Source organism: uncultured Roseibium sp., from assembly GCF_947494555.1.
Lineage (GTDB): Bacteria > Pseudomonadota > Alphaproteobacteria > Rhizobiales > Stappiaceae > Roseibium.
Genome location: NZ_CANLVF010000003.1, coordinates 677,278 through 697,335, shown reverse-complemented (window position 1 = coordinate 697,335; position 20,058 = coordinate 677,278). Strand labels below are relative to the sequence as shown.

General features: G+C 58.1%; 19 protein-coding genes. 13 read left to right on the top strand and 6 right to left on the bottom strand.

All coding sequences use genetic code 11. From position 1 onward, the window contains the following. Positions 1-27 precede the first annotated feature (27 nt). From Q0915_RS17910 to Q0915_RS17860, 11 genes are all read left to right on the top strand, one after another. The gene (locus tag Q0915_RS17910) at positions 28-489 is read left to right on the top strand and encodes a MarR family transcriptional regulator (protein ID WP_299476429.1); all 462 of its coding nucleotides are present in this window, start codon (positions 28-30) and stop codon (positions 487-489) included. 244 nt (positions 490-733) lie between these two features. Then, on the top strand, positions 734-1,915 hold the full coding sequence (gene zapE / locus Q0915_RS17905; RefSeq protein ID WP_299476426.1) for a cell division protein ZapE: 1,182 nt from the start codon (positions 734-736) through the stop codon (positions 1,913-1,915). Positions 1,916-2,088: 173 nt separating this feature from the next. Beyond that, positions 2,089-3,051, top strand: a complete 963-nt coding sequence (mdh, locus tag Q0915_RS17900) for a malate dehydrogenase (protein ID WP_299476423.1) — start codon at positions 2,089-2,091, stop codon at positions 3,049-3,051. A gap of 77 nt (positions 3,052-3,128) precedes the next feature. Continuing rightward, on the top strand, positions 3,129-4,328 hold the full coding sequence (sucC, locus tag Q0915_RS17895) for an ADP-forming succinate--CoA ligase subunit beta (RefSeq protein WP_299476420.1): 1,200 nt from the start codon (positions 3,129-3,131) through the stop codon (positions 4,326-4,328). Beyond that, positions 4,329-5,234 carry a succinate--CoA ligase subunit alpha gene (sucD, locus tag Q0915_RS17890; protein WP_299476417.1) on the top strand — a complete coding sequence of 302 codons (906 nt, stop codon included), beginning with the start codon at positions 4,329-4,331 and terminating at the stop codon, positions 5,232-5,234. A 201-nt stretch (positions 5,235-5,435) separates the two neighbouring features. Then, the gene (locus tag Q0915_RS17885; RefSeq protein WP_299476415.1) at positions 5,436-8,423 is read left to right on the top strand and encodes a 2-oxoglutarate dehydrogenase E1 component; all 2,988 of its coding nucleotides are present in this window, start codon (positions 5,436-5,438) and stop codon (positions 8,421-8,423) included. A gap of 63 nt (positions 8,424-8,486) precedes the next feature. Further along, complete coding sequence (odhB, locus tag Q0915_RS17880) at positions 8,487-9,998, top strand: 2-oxoglutarate dehydrogenase complex dihydrolipoyllysine-residue succinyltransferase (RefSeq protein ID WP_299476412.1); 1,512 nt, start codon at positions 8,487-8,489, stop codon at positions 9,996-9,998. 38 nt (positions 9,999-10,036) lie between these two features. Beyond that, positions 10,037-10,651: a LysE family translocator gene (locus Q0915_RS17875; RefSeq protein ID WP_299476409.1), complete on the top strand. Its 615-nt coding sequence runs from the start codon at positions 10,037-10,039 to the stop codon at positions 10,649-10,651. A 50-nt stretch (positions 10,652-10,701) separates the two neighbouring features. After that, entirely contained in the window at positions 10,702-11,460 is a 759-nt protein-coding gene (locus tag Q0915_RS17870) for an SDR family oxidoreductase (protein WP_299476406.1), read from the top strand. A gap of 47 nt (positions 11,461-11,507) precedes the next feature. Next, positions 11,508-12,911, top strand: a complete 1,404-nt coding sequence (lpdA, locus tag Q0915_RS17865) for a dihydrolipoyl dehydrogenase (protein ID WP_299476403.1) — start codon at positions 11,508-11,510, stop codon at positions 12,909-12,911. A gap of 146 nt (positions 12,912-13,057) precedes the next feature. Beyond that, a complete protein-coding gene (locus Q0915_RS17860; protein WP_299476400.1) occupies positions 13,058-14,563 on the top strand; it encodes a hypothetical protein in 1,506 nt (501 codons plus the stop codon). Between the two features lie 7 nt (positions 14,564-14,570). Here Q0915_RS17860 and Q0915_RS17855 read toward each other — a convergent pair whose 3' ends face one another. Further along, positions 14,571-15,350 carry a methyltransferase domain-containing protein gene (locus Q0915_RS17855; RefSeq protein ID WP_299476397.1) on the bottom strand — a complete coding sequence of 260 codons (780 nt, stop codon included), beginning with the start codon at positions 15,348-15,350 and terminating at the stop codon, positions 14,571-14,573. 16 nt (positions 15,351-15,366) lie between these two features. Then, positions 15,367-15,786, bottom strand: a complete 420-nt coding sequence (locus tag Q0915_RS17850) for a helix-turn-helix domain-containing protein (RefSeq protein WP_299476394.1) — start codon at positions 15,784-15,786, stop codon at positions 15,367-15,369. A gap of 82 nt (positions 15,787-15,868) precedes the next feature. Between Q0915_RS17850 and Q0915_RS17845 the strand changes: the two genes are divergently transcribed. Next, positions 15,869-16,507: a cation transporter gene (locus Q0915_RS17845; protein WP_299476391.1), complete on the top strand. Its 639-nt coding sequence runs from the start codon at positions 15,869-15,871 to the stop codon at positions 16,505-16,507. A 9-nt stretch (positions 16,508-16,516) separates the two neighbouring features. On the opposite strand, the gene Q0915_RS17840 is transcribed toward Q0915_RS17845, so the two are convergent. From Q0915_RS17840 to Q0915_RS17830, 3 genes are all read right to left on the bottom strand, one after another. Further along, on the bottom strand, positions 16,517-17,482 hold the full coding sequence (locus Q0915_RS17840) for a metallophosphoesterase (protein ID WP_299476388.1): 966 nt from the start codon (positions 17,480-17,482) through the stop codon (positions 16,517-16,519). A gap of 169 nt (positions 17,483-17,651) precedes the next feature. Continuing rightward, positions 17,652-17,888: a hypothetical protein gene (locus tag Q0915_RS17835; protein ID WP_299476385.1), complete on the bottom strand. Its 237-nt coding sequence runs from the start codon at positions 17,886-17,888 to the stop codon at positions 17,652-17,654. 119 nt (positions 17,889-18,007) lie between these two features. Beyond that, positions 18,008-18,412, bottom strand: a complete 405-nt coding sequence (locus Q0915_RS17830) for a serine/threonine protein kinase (RefSeq protein ID WP_299476382.1) — start codon at positions 18,410-18,412, stop codon at positions 18,008-18,010. An 84-nt stretch (positions 18,413-18,496) separates the two neighbouring features. On the opposite strand from Q0915_RS17830, the gene Q0915_RS17825 reads away from it, so the two are divergent. Next, positions 18,497-19,072: a GNAT family N-acetyltransferase gene (locus Q0915_RS17825; RefSeq protein ID WP_299476380.1), complete on the top strand. Its 576-nt coding sequence runs from the start codon at positions 18,497-18,499 to the stop codon at positions 19,070-19,072. An 11-nt stretch (positions 19,073-19,083) separates the two neighbouring features. On the opposite strand, the gene Q0915_RS17820 is transcribed toward Q0915_RS17825, so the two are convergent. Further along, positions 19,084-20,043, bottom strand: a complete 960-nt coding sequence (locus tag Q0915_RS17820) for a tyrosine recombinase XerC (RefSeq protein WP_299476377.1) — start codon at positions 20,041-20,043, stop codon at positions 19,084-19,086. Between the last annotated feature and the right edge of the window lie 15 nt (positions 20,044-20,058).

Here is a 20,058-nt window from a genome sequence, read left to right as displayed (position 1 = left end):
TAGGGGCCAAAATTATGGGGTGCTTCGATGGACAGCTGTAAAGTGGATGAGGGGGAACTGCTGAAGATAGAGGACCAGCTCTGTTTCGCGCTCTATTCCACTTCCAGGGCGATCACCAAGGAATACGCAGTATTGCTGGAAACAATGGGTGTCACGTATCCGCAGTACCTGGCGCTGATGGTCCTTTGGCAGCGTGACGGAATTCTCGTTCAGGATATTGCCAAGGGGCTCGAAGTCGATCAGGCGACGGCCACGCCATTGGTCAAACGGCTTGAAAAACTGGGTTTCGTGACCCGGAAGCGAAGCGCTGCAGATGAGCGGCGGGTTGAGGTATATCTGACTGAAACAGGCAAGGAGCTCTACAAGACGGCACTTGCCGTTCCTCATGGCCTTGGTTGTGCGATCGGCGTCGATCAGGCCCGCGCGAAGAAACTCATTGATGAGCTGAACAATATCAAGGCGTTTATTGCAAAGAAAAACGAAGAGTGAGGCTCAGGTGCTCAGCTGCGTTTGTGCCGGGTATCCCGTGTGCAGGACAGCGGAGTAGCACCGGAAAGCGGCGTCCAGGTCATCGCCAATCCCCCCGGCATAGCGTTTCAATCGTTTGAAAGCCACAAGGTGAATAACTGTAACAATTTCAAACCATAACTTGACTTGCATCTGCGACCTGTTGACCTTATTCCGCCGAACCAACAGTCGAGGTCAGCCCTGGCCACCGACCCCATGAGTCCTCATGGAGGGAGCAGCACCTTTGAAGATGGAACTGCCGGTCAACCGCGCCTTGAGCGCCCGCTACGATGCCCTCATCGCATCCGGCGAGATTACCGAAGACCCTGTTCAGCGGGAAGCCGTCAGGCACCTGGATCTCCTCAATACCCGACTTGCCGAAACGCGGCTCGCGTCAAAGAAAAGTTCGCTTGGCTGGCTCTTTGCGAAAAAGAAGAACCAGCTATGGTCCGCGGTGAAGGGCCTTTACATGTGGGGCGGTGTCGGGCGCGGCAAAACCATGCTGATGGATCTCTACTATGAGGTGACGGTCATTCAGCGCAAACGGCGCGTGCACTTCCACGAATTCATGACGGATGTGCATGAGCGGATCCACGAACACAGGCAGGCGCACAAGCGGGGTGAGGTCAAGGGCGATGACCCGATCCCCCCAGTTGCCAGCCAGATAGCGGCCGAAACCAGGTTGTTGCTGTTTGACGAGTTCTCGGTCACGGATATCGCCGATGCGATGATCCTGGGGCGCTTGTTTACTAAGCTCTTCGAGAAGGGCGTGATTGTTGTCGCGACATCGAATGTGAAACCGTCCAACCTTTATAAGGATGGATTAAACCGCCAGCTGTTTTTGTCCTTCATAACCATGCTCAAGTCGCAGGTCGAAGTGCTCCATCTGGATTCGCCGACCGATTACCGTCTGGAAAAACTGGCAGGTGCGCCGGTCTACGTGACGCCGCTCGGAGATCAGGCGGACAGGGAAATGGAGACGCTCTGGACCAAGCTCACACACGGTATGACGCCGCATTCCGAAGAGCTTGAGAACAAGGGCAGAAAGATACCGATCCCGCGTGTTGCCTCTGGTGCCGCCCGTTTCAGTTTCGACGATTTGTGCATGCAGCCACTGGGCGCTAGTGACTACCTTCGGATCGCCAATGCCTACAGCACCGTCTTCATCGACCACATACCGGTATTGTCCAAGGCCCGCCGGAACGAGGCGAAACGCTTTATCAACCTCATCGACACGCTTTACGACAATGGCATCAGGCTGGTTGTGTCCGCGGAAGCCGAGCCGCAGGATCTATATGTGTCGGAGGACGGAACAGAAGCATTTGAGTTCAATCGGACAAGTTCACGCCTGATCGAAATGCGCTCAGAAGCCTATCTCGCGGGTGATCGGCGGGAAGTACACGCTTAAGTCTGCATTCCCCATAGGGGAATTATGCAGACGGGAAGAAATGAAATATTTTGTCGGCTCGAGCGCAATATTCTTTTGGCGAGGTTGCGCAGGGGCGGCAAAGGGGGTAGTGCCATCTTCAGTCATCAGCGGATGGCATATGGTTCCATCTTACGTAAAGGGAAACTTTCGATATGGCGCGGAACAAAATTGCCTTGATCGGCTCTGGTCAGATCGGTGGCACGCTCGCTCATCTGGCAGGTTTGAAGGAACTGGGGGACATCGTTCTCTTCGACATCGCGGAAGGCATTCCGCAGGGCAAGGCGCTGGACCTCGCAGAATCGTCCCCGGTCGACGGCTTTGACGCCAAGCTGGCCGGTGCCAACGGCTACGACGCGATTGAGGGATCCGATGTGGTTATCGTGACCGCCGGCGTTCCGCGCAAGCCGGGCATGAGCCGCGACGATCTTCTGGAAATCAACCTGAAAGTCATGGAGCAGGTCGGCGCAGGTATCGCCAAGCACGCGCCGAACGCCTTTGTCATCTGCATAACCAACCCGCTCGACGCGATGGTCTGGGCACTGCAGAAATTCTCCGGCCTGCCGAAGAACAAGGTCGTCGGTATGGCCGGTGTCCTCGACAGCGCCCGCTTCCGGTATTTCCTTGCGGAGGAATTCAACGTTTCCGTTGAAGACGTGACGGCATTCGTTCTGGGTGGTCACGGCGACACGATGGTGCCGTTGACCCGCTATTCCACAATTGCCGGTATCCCGTTGCCGGATCTGGTCAAGATGGGCTGGTGCACCGCCGAACGTCTGGACGAAATCGTTCAGCGCACACGAGATGGTGGCGCTGAGATCGTCGGCCTTTTGAAAACCGGTTCGGCTTTCTACGCCCCGGCGGCTTCCGCCATCGCGATGGCGGAAAGCTATCTGAAGGACAAGAAGCGCGTCCTGCCGTGCGCCGCCGCACTCGATGGCCAGTATGGCCTCAAGGACACCTATGTCGGTGTGCCGGTCGTGATCGGTGCAGACGGTGTGGAGCGCATTATCGAAATCGACCTTCAGGGTGAGGAGAAGGCCAACTTCGAAAAGTCCGTCGGCTCGGTCGACGGTCTGGTGGAAGCCTGTAAGAAAATTCAGCCGGCGCTGGCCTAAGCGCCGTCTGTCTCGGGTAAGCAGCGACCGTTCTTTCACCCCTTGAAAGAGCGGTCCTCCGACAACGGGGGAAACACATGAACATTCACGAATACCAGGCCAAACAGGTGCTGAAGTCTTTCGGCGCACCTGTGGCAGACGGCGTGGCCATCTTTTCTGCCGATGAGGCGGAAGCGGCGGCCAAGCAACTTCCCGGACCGCTCTGGGTCGTCAAAACGCAGATCCACGCCGGCGGTCGCGGCAAGGGCAAGTTCAAGGAGCTGCCTGCCGACGCGAAAGGCGGTGTCCGTCTGGCTTTCTCCCTGGAGGAAGTGACTGCGCATGCGAAAGAAATGCTAGGCAACACACTGGTCACCAAACAGACCGGTGAAGCAGGTAAAGTTGTCAACCGTCTCTATATCGAAGACGGCGCCGACATCGAGCGCGAACTGTATCTCTCGATCCTGGTAGACCGCACCGTTGGACGTCCGGCCTTTGTTGTCTCCACCGAAGGCGGCATGGACATTGAGGCTGTTGCCGAGGAAACGCCCGAAAAAATCATCACGCTTCCGATCGATCCGGACACCGGCGTCACCGAAGCCGACGCCACAAAGCTGTGCGATGCACTGGCGCTGGACGGCGCGGCGCGCGCTGACGGCATGACCCTGTTCCCGATCCTGCACAAGGCTTTCGTCGAAAAGGACATGAGCCTTCTCGAAGTGAACCCGCTGATCGTGATGAAGGACGGTCATCTGCGTGTTCTCGACGCGAAGGTATCCTTCGACGGCAACGCGACGTTCCGCCATCCGGACATTATGGAACTGCGCGACGTTACCGAAGAGGACGAAAAAGAGATCGAGGCATCCAAGCACGACCTAGCCTACGTGGCGCTCGACGGCGACATCGGCTGCATGGTCAATGGTGCCGGTCTTGCGATGGCGACCATGGACATCATCAAGCTCTATGGTGCTGAGCCGGCGAACTTCCTCGATGTCGGTGGTGGCGCGTCCAAGGAGAAGGTGGCGGCTGCATTCAAGATCATCACTTCAGATCCGAATGTGAAAGGCATCCTGGTCAACATTTTCGGCGGCATCATGCGCTGCGACGTAATCGCGGAAGGCGTGGTGGCAGCTGTCAAGGAAGTCGGCCTGCAGGTTCCGCTCGTTGTCCGCCTTGAAGGCACCAACGTGGAACTCGGCAAGAAGATCATCAACGAAAGCGGCCTCAACGTGATCGCCGCCGATGATCTCGACGACGCTGCCCAGAAAATCGTGAAAGCCGTTAAGGGGAGCGCGTAAATGTCCATCCTCGTAAATAAAGACACGAAAATTATCGTTCAGGGCCTGACCGGCAAGACCGGCACGTTCCATACCGAACAGGCACTTGAATATTACGGCACCAAGATGGTCGCGGGCGTCCACCCGAAAAAGGGTGGCGAGACCTGGGGCAGCGTCGAAAGCGCGGCTCAGCTGCCGATCTTCGCAAGCGTTGGCGAAGCCAAGGAGGCAACCGGTGCGGACGCCTCCGTGATCTACGTCCCGCCGGCAGGCGCAGGTGCCGCCATCATCGAGGCGATCGATGCGGAAGTCCCGTTCATCGTCTGCATTACCGAGGGCATCCCGGTTGCCGACATGGTCAAGGTCAAGGCGAAGCTGGACAAGTCCAATTCCCGCCTGCTCGGTCCAAACTGCCCGGGCATCCTGACGCCGGAAGAATGCAAGATCGGCATCATGCCGGGTTCCATCTTCCAGAAGGGTTCCGTCGGCGTCGTGTCCCGTTCCGGTACGCTCACCTATGAAGCCGTCTTCCAGACCACCAATGCGGGTCTCGGTCAGACAACTGCCGTCGGTATCGGCGGCGACCCGGTCAAGGGTACGGAATTCATCGACGTCCTGGAAATGTTCCTGGCGGACGATGCAACCGAGTCGATCATCATGATCGGTGAGATCGGCGGGTCCGCGGAAGAAGATGCTGCGCAGTTCCTGATCGACGAGGCGAAAAAGGGCCGCAAGAAGCCGACGGCCGGGTTCATCGCTGGCCGCACAGCGCCTCCGGGCCGCACCATGGGTCACGCGGGCGCCGTGATTTCCGGCGGCAAAGGCGGTGCGGAAGACAAAATCGCGGCGATGGAAGCAGCCGGTATCAAGGTCTCGCCATCACCTGCAAAGCTTGGCGAGACGCTTTTGGAAGCGTTGAAAGGCTAAAATCACAAGAATTCTATGCAGCAGGTGACGGAAACTGTTTACGTTTCCTGCTGCATGGTGAAAGGATAGATTACGACGCGACAACGTGTCGTAATACTTTTCGAGGGGCCGGTGTTCCACCGGTCTTTGTAGGGAACCGGCAGCGGGTTCATTTTCGGCCCGCCATAACAAAAAGGGCGGAGCAGCCCTCCGCTAAAGGACATGGCACGGCAGGAAGCGAACAACGTATTCGCACTGACGTCGTTGCTTTACGGCGCCAACGCAGCCTATATCGAAGACCTCTACGCCCAGTACAAGACGGATCCGAATTCGGTCGATGCCGATTGGCGGGACTTCTTTGCGGCCTTCCAGGACGAAAAGGAAGCCGTCCTGAAAGAGGCCCGCGGAGCTCCCTGGAAACGCAAGGACTGGCCGATCGAAGCCAATGGCGACCTCGTCAACGCGTTCGACGGCAACTGGGGTCCGATCGAGCAAAAGATCGGCGAGAAGATCAAGAAAAAAGCCGAGGTCAAGGGCGAACCGGTTTCCGACACCGAGGTGCATCAGGCAACACGCGACTCCGTCCGCGCCCTGATGATGATCCGCGCCTACCGCATGCGCGGTCACCTGCATGCCGATCTCGATCCCCTGGGTCTTGCCGGAAAGGGTGACCACGAAGAGCTGCATCCCTCCTCTTATGGCTTTGTCGAGGCCGACTGGGACCGCAAGATTTTCATCGATCATGTTCTGGGTCTGGAATACGCCACGATCCGCGAGATGATGGATATTCTGAAACGCACCTATTGCTCGACGCTGGGTGTTGAGTTCATGCATATCTCCGATCCGGCTGCGAAGGCCTGGATACAGGAACGCATTGAAGGGCCGGACAAGCAGGTCGCCTTCACATCAGAGGGCAAAAAGGCAATTCTCAACAAACTGGTCGAGGCGGAAGGCTTCGAGAAGTTTCTTGACGTCAAATACACCGGCACCAAGCGTTTCGGCCTTGATGGCGGCGAGGCCCTGATCCCGGCACTTGAGCAGATCATCAAGCGCGGCGGTCAGATGGGCCTGAAGGACATCGTGTTCGGCATGGCCCACCGGGGCCGCCTGAACGTCCTGTCCCAGGTGATGCGCAAGCCGCATCGCGCGATCTTTCACGAGTTCAAGGGCGGCTCATACGCACCGGACGAAGTCGAAGGCTCCGGCGATGTCAAATACCACCTCGGCGCATCGTCCGACAGAACCTTCGACGGCAACAATGTTCACCTGTCGCTGACCGCCAACCCGTCTCACCTGGAAATCGTCAATCCCGTGGTGCTCGGAAAGGCGCGTGCCAAGCAGGATCAGCTTGCCGCCGACAAGAACGGCAACTTCGTGGAGACGACGGAAGTCGAGCGCAGTACGGTGTTGCCGCTGCTGCTGCACGGGGATGCGGCCTTTGCAGGTCAGGGTGTCGTTGCCGAATGTTTCGGCCTGTCCGCCCTGCGCGGCCATCGCACCGGCGGATCGGTTCACGTCATCATCAACAACCAGATCGGCTTCACCACAAACCCGCGGTTCTCGCGGTCTTCGCCGTATCCGTCGGACATGGCGAAGGTAATTGAATCGCCCATCTTCCACGTCAACGCAGACGACCCGGAAGCGGTCGTATTCGCTGCCAAGATCGCGATCGAGTACCGCCAGACCTTCCAGCGTCCGGTGGTTATCGACATGATCTGCTACCGCCGCTTCGGCCACAATGAGGGCGACGAGCCGGCGTTCACGCAGCCGATCATGTACCGCAAGATTCGCAAGCATGCGACGACGCTTCAGCGCTATTCCGAACGCCTGATCAAGGAAGGTGTTCTCAGTCAGGAAGACGTCGACAAAATGAAGGCGGACTGGCGCGCCCATCTGGATGGTGAATTCGATTCCGGTCAGGCCTTCAAGCCGAACAAGGCAGATTGGCTCGACGGCAAGTGGGCCGGAATGAAGCGCGCCGACGACGAGGAAGACCCTCGCCGGGGTCAAACGGGCCTCACCATCGCCGAAATCAAGGAAATCGGCCGGGCCCTGACCCATGTGCCCGAAGGCTTCAACATCCATCGCACGATCGCGCGCTTCATGAACCACCGTGAGCGCATGATCGAAACCGGTGAGGGGATCGACTGGGCGACAGCCGAAGCGCTGGCCTTCGGCTCGCTTCTCAAGGAAGGTCATCCGGTGCGTTTGTCGGGCCAGGATTGCGAGCGCGGCACCTTCTCTCAGCGCCACTCGGTGCTTTACGATCAGGAGAACGAAAGCCGCTATATCCCGCTCAACCACGTCTCGCCGGATCAGCAGCGCTATGAGGTCATCAACTCGATGCTTTCCGAAGAGGCGGTGCTTGGGTTCGAATACGGCTATTCGCTGGCAGAACCCCGTGCCCTGACCATGTGGGAAGCCCAGTTCGGCGACTTCGCCAACGGTGCCCAGGTCCTGTTCGACCAGTTCATCTCATCCGGTGAGCGCAAATGGTTGCGCATGTCCGGTCTCGTCTGCCTCCTGCCGCATGGCTACGAGGGGCAGGGACCGGAGCACTCGTCCGCCCGTCTGGAGCGTTATCTGCAGCTTTGTGCCGAAGACAACATGCAGGTCGCGAACTGTTCGACACCCTCGAACTACTTCCACATCCTGCGCCGCCAGCTGCGCCGCGATATCCGCAAGCCGCTGATCCTGATGACACCCAAGTCGCTTCTGCGCCACAAGAAAGCGGTCTCCAGGATCGACGAACTCGGTCCGGACACGACGTTCCACCGCTTGCTGTGGGACGATTGGGGTCCGAACCTCAGCTCCGATGGCAAGCTCGTCTCCGACGACAAGATCCGCCGGGTCGTGATGTGTTCAGGCAAGGTCTATTACGATCTCTTCGAAGAGCGTGAGAAACGCGGTGTCGACGACGTCTATCTGATGCGTGTCGAGCAGCTTTATCCCTTCCCGAAAAAGGCTCTGATGCTGGAGCTCGCGCGATTCCCGCAGGCCGAAATGGTCTGGTGCCAGGAAGAGCCGAAGAACATGGGCAGCTGGTTCTTCGTCGAGCCGTATATCGAGTGGGTTTTGGAGCAGATAGACGCCAAGCACCGGCGCCCGCGTTATGCCGGACGCTCGGCGATGGCCTCGACCGCGACGGGTCTGATGTCCGTGCATCTCGCGCAAATGCAGGAATTCCTAGAAGAATCGTTAGGAAACTGATCTTGAGAGGGCGGCACCGCCCTCTTTCAATACTTGGCCGGGTAATTTTAAGAGAAGGCGACCATGGCAACCGAAATCCGAGTGCCCACTCTGGGTGAATCCGTTTCTGAAGCAACGATTGCACAGTGGTTCAAGAAACCGGGCGATACCGTCAATCAGGACGAGCCGCTTGTTGAACTTGAAACCGACAAGGTGACGGTTGAGGTGCCGGCCCCGTCCGCCGGAACGCTTGAAAGCATCGTGGTGAAAGAAGGCGACACGGTGGAAGTCGGGGCGCTTCTGGGACAGATCGCTGAAGGCGCAGGCGCTGCGGCGGCTCCTGCTGCGGCAGCACCTGCTCCTGCCAAGGAAGACGCGGCTCCGGCAGCTGCGGCGGAACTGGTCGATGTTGTCACACCGAGTGCCGGTGAATCGGTCACCGAGGCAGAGGTCGGTGAGTGGAGCGTCAAAGTCGGCGACGTCGTAAAGGCCGACGACACGCTCGTTGAATTGGAAACCGACAAAGCGGCACAGGAAGTTCCAGCGCCCGTTGGCGGTACGGTGGTAAAGATTGCCGCCGAGACCGGTGCCACGGTTGAGCCGGGTGTGCTTCTCTGTCAGATCGATCCATCGGGCTCGGCCGTTGCCGCTGCTCCTGCGGCGGCAGCTGCACCTGCCCCGTCCGCGGCAACCGGCACGTCGATGCCGCCAGCCCCGTCCGCACAGAAGATGATGGCGGAGAGCAACCTTTCGGCGGATCAGGTGGCGGGGTCGGGTAAACGTGGCCAGGTTCTGAAGGAAGATGTGATCGGCGCAATCGCAGCCGGCGTAACAGCGGCTACATCTGCTTCGGCAGCGGCTCCGGTTGCCCGTGGTCCGGTGGCGGCACAGGATGAGGTGCGCGAAGAGCGTGTGCGCATGACCAAGCTGCGCCAGACAATTGCGCGCCGTCTGAAAGACGCCCAGAACACGGCAGCCATGCTGACGACCTACAACGAAGTCGACATGGGCCCCGTGATGGAACTGCGCAAGCAGTACAAGGACCTCTTTGAGAAGAAACAAGGTGTGAAGCTTGGCTTCATGGGTTTCTTCACCAAGGCGGTCACCCACGCCTTGAAAGAGATACCTGCCGTCAACGCAGAGATCGACGGTACAGACATCATCTACAAGAACTTCTGCCACATCGGCGTCGCTGTCGGTACGGATAAGGGCCTCGTGGTTCCAGTCGTGCGGGACGCGGACCAGATGTCGATTGCCGAAGTCGAAAAGGAAATCGGCAATCTTGGACGCAAGGCGCGTGACGGCAAGCTCGGCATGGCCGACATGACCGGCGGCACCTTCACAATCTCCAATGGCGGCGTCTACGGCTCGCTGATGTCCTCGCCGATCCTGAACGCGCCCCAGTCGGGCATACTCGGTATGCACAAGATCCAGGAACGGCCGATGGCCGTGAACGGGCAGGTGGTCATCCGTCCGATGATGTATCTGGCACTCTCCTACGATCACCGGATCGTCGACGGCAAGGAGGCGGTTACCTTCCTGGTCCGCGTCAAGGAAAGCCTGGAAGATCCGCAGCGCCTGGTTCTGGACCTTTGACAGGACCCGGGACGCGAACGCGACGGGGGAAGAGCAGTATGAGTCTTGAGTTTCTGATCACCGCCCTGATCGTGGTGCTGGTCCCTGGGACAGGGGTCGTCTACACGGTGGCAATCGGGCTCGGCAAGGGGCGGCAGGCAGCGGTTGCCGCCACCCTTGGCTGTACGCTCGGGATCGTGCCGGCGATCCTCGCATCGGTTGCTGGTCTCGCGGCCCTGATGCACACCAGTGCCCTGATCTTTCAGCTCGTGAAATATGCGGGCGTGGCCTATCTGCTCTATTTGGCCTGGAAGACGCTCAACGACAGCGGGCCGGTGGAGCTCAAGGCCGACAGGAGCGCACGCAAGAGTTTCGTGGCAACGGCGCGCACCGGGTTCCTGATCAATATTCTCAATCCCAAACTGACGGTTTTCTTTCTCGCCTTCCTTCCTCAATTCGTCAGCCCGTCTGCCGTAAACCCGACACTGGACATGCTGCTGCTCGGTGGCGTGTTCATGCTCATGACGTTCGTTGTGTTCCTCGGCTATGGATTGTTCGCATCGTTGATCGGAGAAAAAGTCCTCAAGAGTGAGCGGGTGATGATCTGGATGAGAAGAACGATCGCGGCGACCTTCGCCGGCTTTGGCCTGCGTCTGGCGGTCGCAGAGCGATAACGGGGTTCAACTCGGCAGCTGGTGCCGATCACTTAAGTTCTGGAGCGTAAATGTCTGACAGTGTTGTCATCGTGACCGGGGGAAGCCGTGGAATCGGCGCCAGCGTGTGCCGCAAACTCGGCCAGCTCGGCCACACGATCGTGGTCAATTATTCGGCCAACAAGGCGGCTGCCGAAAAAGTTGTTTCCGAAATTGAAGCGAAAGGCGGCAAGGCCGTAGCCGTTCAGGGCGATGTTGGCAGCGAAAGCGATATCCTGAAGCTGTTTGAAGAGGCGGACAAGCTCGGCCGCCTTGCGGGGCTGGTCAACAATGCCGGCGTTGTCGACATGTCCCAGCGCGTCGACGAAATGAGCGTCGAGCGGCTCAACCGGATCTTCACCATCAACGTTGTCGGCTCGTTCCTGTGTGCGCGCGAAGCGGTTAAGCGCATGTCGACGAAGCACGGCGGTCAGGGCGGGGGCATTGTCAATCTGGCATCCGCCGGATCCAAGCTCGGTTCCCCGGCTCAATATGTCGACTATGCGGCGTCCAAGGGAGCGATCGATACCATGACGGTCGGGCTTTCGCTCGAGGTTGCTGACGAAGGCATCCGTGTAAACGCGGTGCGCCCGGGCATCATCGACACCGAACTGCATGCATCCGGCGGCCTGCCCGACCGCGTTGCCCAACTGCAATCCAAATTGCCCATGAAACGTGCCGGCACCGCTGATGAAGTTGCGGACGCCATTCTCTGGCTGATGTCCGATCAATCCAGCTACACGACCGGGGCCATTATCGACGTGTCCGGAGGACGGGCGATTCTTCCTTAATCCTGCAGACCAGGACTTGAAACTGTAAGAGGCAAAGGCGACCAAAAATGTCCCAATATGATCTTGTCGTCATCGGAACCGGCCCGGGGGGGTATGTTTGCGCAATCAAGGCGGCTCAGCTCGGTCTGAAAACCGCGGTGATTGAAAAACGCGCAACGCTTGGCGGCACCTGTCTCAACATCGGCTGCATCCCGTCCAAGGCGCTTCTGTATGCGTCGGAAATGTTCGAAGAAGCCGGTCATGGATTTGAAAAACTCGGGATCAAGGTCTCCAAGCCGAAGGTCGACTTGCCGGGCATGATGACTCACAAGTCCGACGTCGTGGATGCCAACGTCAATGGCGTCGCCTTCCTGATGAAGAAGAACAAGATTGACGTTCACACGGGCACCGGCAAGATCCTCGGAACCGGCAAGGTCGAAGTAACGGCAGACGACGGAAGCGTGTCTGTCGTTGAAACGAAGAACATCGTGATCGCGACCGGGTCCGACGTCATGCCTCTGCCGGGGGTCGAGATTGACGAAAAGCAGATCGTCTCCTCCACTGGCGCGCTCGAGCTTGAAAAGATCCCGGGCAAGATGATCATTGTCGGCGGTGGTGTCATTGGTCTTGAGCTGGGTTCCGTCTGGAACCGGTTGGGATCGGAAGTCACCGTGGTCGAATTCATGGACAAGATCCTCGGGCCCATGGATGCCGACGTTTCCAAGAATTTCCAGCGCATGCTCAAGAAGCAGGGAATAACCTTCAAGCTCTCCTCGAAGGTCACGGGTGTTGCGAAAAAGGGCAAGGGTCTTTCGGTATCGGTTGAGCCTGCGAAAGGCGGAGATGCCGTGGAAATCGAGGCTGACATCGTTCTGGTCGCAATCGGTCGCCGCCCTTACACCGAAGGCCTTGGCTTGGACACTGCCGGTGTCGCGCTTGACGACCGCGGGCGTGTGCAGATCGATGCGCACTATAAGACCAACGTTGACGGGATCTACGCAATCGGCGATGTCGTTGCCGGCCCCATGCTGGCGCACAAGGCCGAGGATGAAGGTGTCGCCATTGCCGAAATCCTCGCCGGTCAGGCAGGTCACGTGAATTACGACGTCATCCCGGGTGTGGTCTACACGCAGCCGGAAGTGGCCTCCGTCGGCAAGACCGAAGAGGAATTGAAAGCGGCTGGTATCGAATACAAGTCAGGCAAATTCAATTTCTCCGCCAACGGCCGCGCCCGCGCAATGGCCCAGACAGACGGATTCGTCAAGGTCCTTGCGGATGCCAAGACAGACCGTGTCCTGGGTGTACATATAGTTGGCTTTGGAGCAGGTGAAATGATCCATGAGGCAGCGGTTCTGATGGAGTTTGGAGGCTCTTCCGAAGATCTCGGCCGGACTTGTCATGCACATCCGACCATGTCCGAGGCAGTCAAGGAAGCAGCAATGGCGACGTTCGCCAAGCCGATTCACTCCTGATTCTCAGTTCGCCGAAATTTGCATTTCCGAACAAAGACGCTGCAGGCAACATTGCCTGCAGCGTCTTTTGTTTGTAAAGCCCAAGGCGTCGACGTTTCAACAAAGGGCGTTGCGAAGAAAGTCTTTGAAAGTGCTGGGGAGCAATCGTGCACAAAGTCGATAATGGCGGCTTTAAGCGACCGCATGCGGTGGTCTGGCTGATCCTGACGGTTCTGTCCGCTTTTGTCTTTTTCTGGCCAGACCACACGATCGCACATGTCGACGATCTGTTCTTTGTGCCCTGGGCAGCCGAGTATGCTGCGACGGGAAACCATATCAATCCGCTGCTCGCTGTTCAGTTTCCCGGTCTTGAAAATTATCACCTCTACACCCGTTTTCACCTGATCCTGGCAGGCCACTTTTTCGAGCTGTTCGGAACGAACAGGCTAAGCGTGGTCACTTACGAGTACCTTTGCTTTCTTCTGACATCACTTGCCTTTTCGGGTCTGTGCTTGATGGTCAGGTTGCCGAAGGCTGCGCTCTTTGCACCCTTGCTGTTCGCTCCGATGTATGTGGTCACGGGCTTCCGGCTGGAAATAACCGCATGCGTCTTCTGGGTGCTGGGGCTATTCCTGTTGTTTTGGGCCGCCAACCGGCAGGATCACCGGACGTCGGGCCTTGGAGTGTCGTCTCTGAGGACCGCGGCCAAACTCGCGCTCGCCTTCGCACCGCTTGCGTCCCCTGCACTTTTTGCCTGGAGCCTCGGCGCGATCGTCATTCATGACATCTGGCGGATCGCCTTCCGGGAGGTGAGGATCGTTCCACTGGTCCTTGAAAATGCCGCCGCTCTGCTTCTGGGACTTCTGATCTTTTCCCTCAGCATAGATTTCCAGTATCGCGAATTCGTCGATCAGATTGTCTTCCACGCAGCGCGGTCGACGGGTCAAGGCATCAACGACGAGGCGCTCGGCAGGGCAGTGATATTTGCCGTTGTCGCCGGCGTCCTGACGCGGTGGTCCCGCTCTGCCGCCTTGCTCTGCCTGATGTTGTCTGCCGGCCAGGGACTTGCCGCAATCCTTCATGACAAGGTTCTTGTCCGGAACCTTGCCGCCAGCATGGTGTTCCTGGTGGGGCTTGATGCAGTCACGAGAGATCGGTTCCAAAGAGCCGCCTACGTGCTCTACACGCTGGTTTTTCTCGCCGTCTCGGCCAATTTCCTGATCTTTTATGTCCTTTCCGGCCATGCACCTGGTCTTGAAGCGGCCGCCCGTGACTACGGGTCGGATATCGAGGCTGACAAGCGGGTCTTCATCGACGAGACCATGGCGCATCACTATCTCGATCATCAGACGCGGGATGCGATCTCCTGGACATGGGGCAGGAAGTTCCCGCTCGCGCGCGCTGAAGAGCTGAGTGAATTGCGGGACGGTGAAGTCTGGTATCTCAGCCCCTATACGCTCTTTGCGTATCTGAAGGGACATACGGCAATCGCGAAAGCGCTCGAGGCTGACGTGACCTATCGGCGAACGCCCCAGCTGCCCTGTGTGATGGGCCGCCATTCGTGCCGGTTGCCTGCCGACGGCTGGACAATGCTCCGTCTTGAACGGGAAGGCGATCAGGTCAGGGTGACCGACTACGCTTTGGAGCGTGTCTTCCTCGTCCCGGGAAATTGAGTGCGTTTCAGTCCGGCATCGTGGCTGTGATGACAAAGTGGGTTATTGAGAAAAAGAAACGCCCGGACTTTGCAAGTTGAACCTGCTCTTCGGCCCAGTCATTTGCCTCTTCTTCGGACACTTCACCTTTCCTCACGGCAAATGGCTTCATGAGAAGGATCATCATGTTCGCCAATCCGTCCGGATGGAGGTGGGTGCTGGCGAAGGGAACAGCTGTCACGCTGTCGACGCGAAATCCGGCCTTGCGTAAAATCGGTGGCAGCACAGCGGGGACGCAGCGTTCCACAAGGTGCTTGTCCCAGATGTCCAACATTGTCTTCATGCGCTGCGGCCTGTCGCTGAACCAGGCAGTCGTGTCCCAGTGCATGTCACCGACGACAAACCGGCCACCGGGTTTCAGAATACGTTTGACCTCTGAAACAGCGCCGGGAAGATCGTCCAGATATTCAAAAACCTGCAGCGATACCGCCTTGTCGGCAGAGGCCGGGTCAAGAGGTAAATGCGTGGCGGTGCCGTTTAGAATCTCGACATTTGAGCAATGTGCACAGCGTTTTAAAGCAGCGCCGCGCATGTCGTCGCTCGGGTCTATGCCGATAACCTTGCCGTCGGCGCCGATGGAGCGCGAAAGTTCCAGCGTCAGCAAACCGTTGCCGCAGCCAATATCCGCAACAACGTCGCCGGGTTTCGGCTGAAGTGCATCGAAGGACGCTCGCCTGCGTCTTGAAAAATCCGCCCCAAGATAAGCCTCTTCCAGGAGCCGGGTCGTGCGTTCGTCGAATTGCAGCATCTGATCGCCGTCCGCCTCAGTGATTGCTCAGGCATTGGCCGTGATCGCCAAAGGCCTTCAGCACGTTGCATTCCGTCACCGTGTGATCGCCCTGACAACTCACCGCGATCCGTTCAAGTTCTGCCTCGAGCTTTTTCAAATGCAGAATGCGTTCGCGCACCGATCTGAGTTGTTCAGCCGCTATCCGGTCAGCCTCATCACAGGGCCTGTCCGGGTGCTGGCTGAGTTCGATCAGGTCGCGGACAGCCGGCATCGGCAGGCCGAGGTCCCGGCAGTGCCTTATGAAACGCAGACGCTCGCGATCCGTTTCCTGGTACCGCCGTTGATTGCCTTCAGTGCGCAGCGGCGCGTCAATCAGGCCTTCCTTTTCGTAGTACCGGATTGTCGGGACTTTTACGCCGGTCTGTCTCGACAGCTCACCGATTGAAAAATCCATCAAAAACCTCTTGAAGCTCTAGTCGCTATAGGAATTAGAAAGGCCTGACAGGAAGAAATCAAGTGGCCCGCGGAGTTATGTGATGGGAGCATGTTGCGCAAAATCCCAGCAACCATTCGATGGCATGTCGCGCGACTACCGCCGCCGTCTCTGGCTGGTGATCGCAATGAATGCCGCAATGTTCATTGTGGAAATGGCAGCCGGCCAGGCAGCCGGGTCAAAGGCGCTACAAGCCGATGCGCTCGATTTCTTCGGTGATGCCGTGACATACGGAATTTCGCTGGCCGTGATCGGTGCATCCTTGAGAACGCGAGCCCTTGCGGCGCTGGCAAAGGGTGGCAGCCTGCTGCTGATGGGGCTTTGGGTCGCATCCTCCACGCTCTACCAGGTTTTTGTACTCGGTGTGCCGCAGGCTGGCGTGATGGGCTCAATCGGTTTTCTGGCACTTGTGGTCAACCTCGCAAGCGTTCTGCTGCTGGTTCGCTACAAGGATGGCGATGCAAATGTCCGTTCCGTCTGGCTTTGTTCGCGCAACGACGCGATCGGCAATGTCGCAGTTATGATTGCGGCCCTCGGTGTCTGGGGTTCGGCCACGGCCTGGCCGGACCTGATCGTCGCGGGACTGATGGCATCACTCTTTTTGAGTTCTTCGATCCAGATCCTGAGCCAGGGCATTCGCGAGTTCAGGCAAAACGGGCTACACACGGCCTCGGCAGGATGAGCGGCCTTGTCAAACCGAAGCGGTGCTCTCTTCCGCACCGAGATGGACGAGCGTGATTTCGGGTGGAACACCGAACCTGATCGGCAACAGGGAACACCCGAGACCGCCTGACACGACCAGATGCCTGGGTTCGGCTGTCAGGCCCAGATGCCTGGCAATGCTTGTTCCATTGGTTCCTACGATGTGCCCGTAAGGGAACTTGTTGCCGTGTTTTGCAGGATAACCCGGTCGGTATCCGAAGAAATTGATCTGGCCTCCGTGCGTGTGGCCGCTCACTGTCAGGCTGACACGCTCCGGCACCTCGTCGAAAATGTCCGGTTCGTGGGCCATCAGCAGTATTGGCGCGTCGTCGGTGACCTGGGCGAGCGTGCTTGAAAGGTCGTCCACGCCGAGCCAGTTGCCGCGCTTCAGCTTCCAGTTCGGGACGAGCGCAATCTGATCGTCCAGTCCCGCAATCCAGAAAGCTTTTCCGTCCTTTTCAAGCCGGACGGCACGATTCTGGTAGAGTGGAATGCCCGCATTCAGCAACGCCTGGCCGTATTTTGTCGGTCCGCTTCCCGATTGCTGTGCGTCCTCGTCATCCCACCAGTCGTGATTGCCCAGGATGGCGTGCGTTCCAAGGGGCGCCGAGAACTCTGCAAAGAGGTCGGCCCACGCCTGAGGCGGGATAGGCTCATACTGCATCTTGTGGTCGGCGACATAGTCACCCAGCATGAGTATGATGTCGGGCTTCAAGGCGTTTGTGCGTTCCACGATATACTTCACCCGTTCAAGGCCCATCCACGGATCGCAGATATGCGGATCGGCAATGAGGGCCGCCGTGAGGTTCAGGTCCCGGGGCCAACGCGGCGGCGTTAGATGGTGGTGCTGAATACGCAAGCGGAAAGGTTCGATGCCAACCGCATAGGCGGCTGTTGAGAGCGACCCCAAAACGGCCACTCCAAGTCCCTGCAGGAAAAATCGTCTGGAATACATTGAATCTCAAATCTTCGCAGCTGATTACGTTTGTACCTATGGCACGATCAGCATTTCCAGCGGCTTAAGATGGGCGAGTTTCAGCATTTTTTCAGGAGTTCATGCATGAGCGCAAAAAAAAACCGCTGCCGAAGCAGCGGTAGATTGATTGGAGCAAAAGTAACTTGGATTACTCGGTTGGTTCCTCGACAGGAACCGGCAGGATGGCTTCCTCCTGCACGACCTCATCGCTGAGATCGTTGGTCGCGATCGCGATATTTGTTTCAACTTCCGGAACGATTGATGTGTCCGCGACAGACATTTTCTCGTCGGCTTTGGCAGTCTTGTTCCAGGAACATGCGCTTGCCGGTACAACGGCGAACGCGGTCAGGGCAAGACCTGCAATAGCTGTGCTAATCAGACGCATGATGAGCCTCCGTCTGTTGCTGCGCGGGACTGGCGCAGTAATATGTAGGGTAAAGCAAAAATGAAATCCGACAAGGAAAAAGCGGGTGGAAATTGATACCAAGGTTAAGATCGGTGCGTTTACTTTCTGTTTAGGTTATAAGTCTTTTTCGTCTGAGGCTCCGACAAGTCATTGACAACGTTGACGACATGCGTGTCGAGCAAACTTCCGAAAGCGCGCAGCGTGATCTTTTTGCTGCTCAGGAAACCGATCAACACGACCTGAATTGCGCCATCGGAGCGCAGCTCTGCCTTGGTCCAGCCCCATTTGCAGTCTCGTGGAATACAGGACGTGAAGGCCCTGACGCGCACCAGGACCTGCTCGTTTTCGCATTTGCTTTCAACTTCGATCCGGCTGATTTCCTTGGGCTTGGCATCAGGATTGACCCAGATGCCGTCTTCGGGAAGTGGACAATAAATCCTCTGTGCCTGGGCGGATGTAAAAGACAAGAGCAGCAGGCCAGCAGCCAGAACCAGGAAGCGCATTCATGTTCTCCTGCAACGTGACGGCCGAAATAGCTGAGCACGGCGCGTTTTCAAACCGATTCCCAGCCTATGCGATTGACGGGCATGCCACCAGAAATCGTTGACGGTATGCTGAACACAATCGTCGATTCGCAGACGATCCAACAAGGTGCCGACATGCATTCAATCACGACAGAGCAGCTTGTGCTGCGTCCTCCGATGGCCAGTGATTTCGAAATCTACAAATCATTCTTCATGGATGCGGAGGCATCGCATTTTTACGGTGGGCCGCTTCGGACTGATCAGGCCTGGCGGGTATTGGCGGCCCATATCGGCCATTGGCATCTTCGCAACTACGGCATCTGGATGATCGAGATGAAGTCTTCAGGCAAGGCCGTCGGCGGGTGTGGTTTTGTCTGGCCGGAAGGATGGCCCAGGCGCGAACTTACCTGGTGGCTCCTCCCTGAAGCGCGTGGCAGTGGACTTGCCGCCGAAGCCTCAAGATCTGCCATTCGCCATGCTTACAAGGATTACGGCTGGACGCTGGTCGAAACGCATATGAATGACGACAATCACGCTGCAAGGGGTCTGGTTCGGAAGCTGAACGGAAAAGAAATTGCAAGAGAAGTCTTTCCGGACGGTCTCGTGCGTTCGGTCTACGAGTTGCCGTGCCCGGATTGAGCTCTGCTCAACTACTTGCGGGGATGAACCTTGTCATAAGCGGCGAGCAGATGAGCGCTGTCGACCTCGGTGTAGATCTGTGTCGACGCCAGGCTGGCGTGGCCGAGCAGCTCCTGAATTGTCCTGAGGTCTCCGCCTCCGGCAAGCAGATGTGTGGCAAAGGAATGCCGCAAGGCGTGCGGCGTCGCGCTGTCCGGCAATCCAAGCGCACCGCGCAACTTCTCCATGGCGAGCTGGATCATCCGCGGGTTCAAGGGGCCGCCACGCGCTCCCAGGAACAGGGGGCCGGAAGGGTCAATGGCATAGGGGCAAAGCTTCATGTATTCGCTGACCGCCTCGCAGACAGCGGGCAGGATCGGAACGATGCGCTCCTTACGGCCCTTGCCGACGATACGCAGGGTCTTCGTGCCTGGTCCCGGTGCCATACCGCCGGTCAGCGACAGGGCTTCGGAGATCCGAAGGCCGCATCCGTAAAGAAGGGTCAGGACCGCCGCGTTGCGTGCTTCGATCCAGGCGGCACTTTCCAGCGCGAAATCACCGCTTGTCACATCGATCGCGTCGCGCGAGGAAACAGGTTTGGGCAACGATTTCGCCTGGCGTGGCGGCCGGACAGCGGCAGACGCCGCAGCATTCACTTCTCCGCGCCGCTCCAGGAATTTCAGGAAGGAACGAATTCCGGCAAGCCCGCGTGCAAGAGACCGGCTCTGCACACCTTGCTTACGGCGCGAAGCCAGGAAAGCCCTGAAGTCGGCAGGCCGAAGGGCGGCTATATCCTTGATCGCGGGGGCACCACCAAGATGGTTCGTGAGAAAACGCAGGAACTGACGCAGATCCCTTTCATAGGCGAGCAACGTCTTGTCGGAAAGGCGGCGCTCGTCCGACAGGTGATCAAGCCAGGCATCGACCCGGTTTTTAAGATCCGGGCGTGCTGTGACGAGAAGATCGGATGTCTCGTTGTCCTGAGTTTTCATGACCGAAACCTAGCG

Bases quoted from the DNA above. Each gene is read 5' to 3' on its own strand.
- zapE (WP_299476426.1), top strand. From the start codon at position 734: ATGGAGGGAGCAGCACCTTTGAAGATGGAACTGCCGGTCAACCGCGCC.
- sucC (WP_299476420.1), top strand. From the start codon at position 3,129: ATGAACATTCACGAATACCAGGCCAAACAGGTGCTGAAGTCTTTCGGC.
- Q0915_RS17820 (WP_299476377.1), bottom strand. From the start codon at position 20,043: ATGAAAACTCAGGACAACGAGACATCCGATCTTCTCGTCACAGCACGC.
- mdh (WP_299476423.1), top strand. From the start codon at position 2,089: ATGGCGCGGAACAAAATTGCCTTGATCGGCTCTGGTCAGATCGGTGGC.
- Q0915_RS17855 (WP_299476397.1), bottom strand. From the start codon at position 15,350: ATGCTGCAATTCGACGAACGCACGACCCGGCTCCTGGAAGAGGCTTAT.
- Q0915_RS17835 (WP_299476385.1), bottom strand. From the start codon at position 17,888: ATGCGTCTGATTAGCACAGCTATTGCAGGTCTTGCCCTGACCGCGTTC.
- Q0915_RS17870 (WP_299476406.1), top strand. From the start codon at position 10,702: ATGTCTGACAGTGTTGTCATCGTGACCGGGGGAAGCCGTGGAATCGGC.
- Q0915_RS17850 (WP_299476394.1), bottom strand. From the start codon at position 15,786: ATGGATTTTTCAATCGGTGAGCTGTCGAGACAGACCGGCGTAAAAGTC.
- lpdA (WP_299476403.1), top strand. From the start codon at position 11,508: ATGTCCCAATATGATCTTGTCGTCATCGGAACCGGCCCGGGGGGGTAT.
- Q0915_RS17875 (WP_299476409.1), top strand. From the start codon at position 10,037: ATGAGTCTTGAGTTTCTGATCACCGCCCTGATCGTGGTGCTGGTCCCT.
- odhB (WP_299476412.1), top strand. From the start codon at position 8,487: ATGGCAACCGAAATCCGAGTGCCCACTCTGGGTGAATCCGTTTCTGAA.
- Q0915_RS17840 (WP_299476388.1), bottom strand. From the start codon at position 17,482: ATGTATTCCAGACGATTTTTCCTGCAGGGACTTGGAGTGGCCGTTTTG.
- Q0915_RS17885 (WP_299476415.1), top strand. From the start codon at position 5,436: ATGGCACGGCAGGAAGCGAACAACGTATTCGCACTGACGTCGTTGCTT.
- Q0915_RS17910 (WP_299476429.1), top strand. From the start codon at position 28: ATGGACAGCTGTAAAGTGGATGAGGGGGAACTGCTGAAGATAGAGGAC.
- Q0915_RS17830 (WP_299476382.1), bottom strand. From the start codon at position 18,412: ATGCGCTTCCTGGTTCTGGCTGCTGGCCTGCTGCTCTTGTCTTTTACA.
- sucD (WP_299476417.1), top strand. From the start codon at position 4,329: ATGTCCATCCTCGTAAATAAAGACACGAAAATTATCGTTCAGGGCCTG.
- Q0915_RS17845 (WP_299476391.1), top strand. From the start codon at position 15,869: ATGGGAGCATGTTGCGCAAAATCCCAGCAACCATTCGATGGCATGTCG.
- Q0915_RS17825 (WP_299476380.1), top strand. From the start codon at position 18,497: ATGCCACCAGAAATCGTTGACGGTATGCTGAACACAATCGTCGATTCG.